The sequence below is a fragment of the Pseudomonas sp. genome, assembly GCF_050739995.1.
GTDB lineage: Bacteria > Pseudomonadota > Gammaproteobacteria > Pseudomonadales > Pseudomonadaceae > Aquipseudomonas.
Genome location: NZ_JBOICG010000623.1, coordinates 1 through 1,725, shown reverse-complemented (window position 1 = coordinate 1,725; position 1,725 = coordinate 1). Strand labels below are relative to the sequence as shown.

General features: G+C 58.7%; 2 protein-coding genes. Both read right to left on the bottom strand.

Features of this window, described 5'->3' with window-relative positions:
* Positions 1 to 83: 83 nt before the first annotated feature.
* The gene (gene fliM / locus ACRESD_RS21055; RefSeq protein WP_431752667.1) at positions 84 to 1,052 is read right to left on the bottom strand and encodes a flagellar motor switch protein FliM; all 969 of its coding nucleotides are present in this window, start codon (positions 1,050 to 1,052) and stop codon (positions 84 to 86) included.
* 9 nt (positions 1,053 to 1,061) lie between these two features.
* Positions 1,062 to 1,562, bottom strand: coding sequence for a flagellar basal body-associated protein FliL (gene fliL, locus ACRESD_RS21050; RefSeq protein ID WP_431752666.1), 501 nt, complete (start codon positions 1,560 to 1,562; stop codon positions 1,062 to 1,064).
* Positions 1,563 to 1,725 lie beyond the last annotated feature (163 nt).

Sequence of the window (1,725 nt, the reverse complement as noted above, 5' to 3'; positions counted from 1 at the left end):
TGGTCTTCGGCGGTAGTGTTTTCGTGTTCGGTAGCCATTACATGTCCTCGGCGCAGCAAAAATTCATCGATATAGGGGGCGGATCAGCGGCGGTTGATCGGCTCAACCACTTGCAACGCCAGGTTGCCCTTGTGGGAACCGAGCTTGACCTTGAACGACGGCACGCCGTTGGCACGCATGATCAGTTCGTCCGGCAATTCCACGGGAATCACATCTCCCGGCTGCATGTGCAAGATATCCCGCAGGCGCAACTGGCGACGGGCCACGGTGGCGCTCAGTGGTACATCGACGTCCAGCAGGTCTTCGCGCAGGGCCTTGACCCAACGCTCGTCCTGGTCGTCCAGGTCGGACTGGAACCCGGCGTCGAGCATCTCGCGCACCGGCTCGATCATCGAGTACGGCATGGTCACGTGCAGGTCGCCGCCACCGCCATCGAGTTCGATGTGGAAGGTGGAGACCACAATGGCTTCGCTCGGGCCGACGATGTTGGCCATGGCCGGGTTCACTTCCGAGTTGATGTACTCGAAATTGACTTCCATGATCGCCTGCCAGGCTTCCTTCAAGTCGATGAAGGCTTGCTCCAGCACCATGCGTACGACGCGCAGTTCGGTCGGGGTGAATTCACGGCCTTCGATCTTGGCGTGACGACCATCGCCGCCGAAGAAGTTGTCCACCAGCTTGAACACCAACTTGGCGTCGAGGATGAACAGTGCGGTACCGCGCAGCGGCTTGATCTTGACCAGGTTGAGACTGGTGGGCACGTACAGCGAGTGCACGTATTCGCCGAACTTCATCACCTGCACACCGCCCACCGCCACGTCCGCCGAACGACGCAGCATGTTGAACATGCTGATACGGGTGTAGCGGGCGAAACGCTCGTTGATCATTTCCAGGGTCGGCATGCGTCCACGGACGATGCGATCCTGGCTGGTCAGGTCGTAACTTTTGACGCTGCCGGGTTCGGCAGACATTTCGGTCTGTACCAGACCATCGTCGACGCCATGCAGCAACGCGTCGATTTCATCCTGGGACAGCAGGTCTTGCACGGCCATGTCGTGATCCTACTGCAATACGAAGTTAGTGAAGAGCGCCTGCTCGACCACGACTTTGCCGAGTTCTTTCTGGGCCACTTCCTGCACGCTGGCAGTGACCTTCTGGCGCAGCATTTCCTGGCCGACCGGAGTGGCCAGGCTGTCGAAACTCTGCCCGGAAAACAGCATCACCAGGTTGTTGCGGATCACTGGCATGTGCACCTTGAGGGCATCCAGATCCGCCTGGTTACGCGCCAGCAAGGTGATGCTCACCTGCAGGTAGCGTTGACGACCGTTCTGATTGAAGTTGGCAACAAAGGCCGGAAGCATCGGCTCGAAGATTGCCGGTTGCTTGACGTTAGTGGCGGTCTCGGCGGCGGGGGCCGGTTTGCTGGCACTGCTGTGCATGATGTACCAAGTGCCACCCACCGACGCGCCGATAGCCAGGAGCAGGCCCAGCACAATCAACAGGATCAGCTTGAGCTTGCCTTTGCCTGCGGGTGGTGTTGCTGCGTCGTCGCTCTTCGCCATGCCAATAATCCGTCACTATTCGGGGATTCATAGATCTACGGAAAGGCAAGAGCAAGTGTTATGCCAGAGTTGTCTGGAAGTCGGGGAAGTGCAGACAACGCAAAACAAATGTGGGAGCGGGCTTGCTCGCGAATGCGGAGTGTCAGTCGACAGATGTATTGAC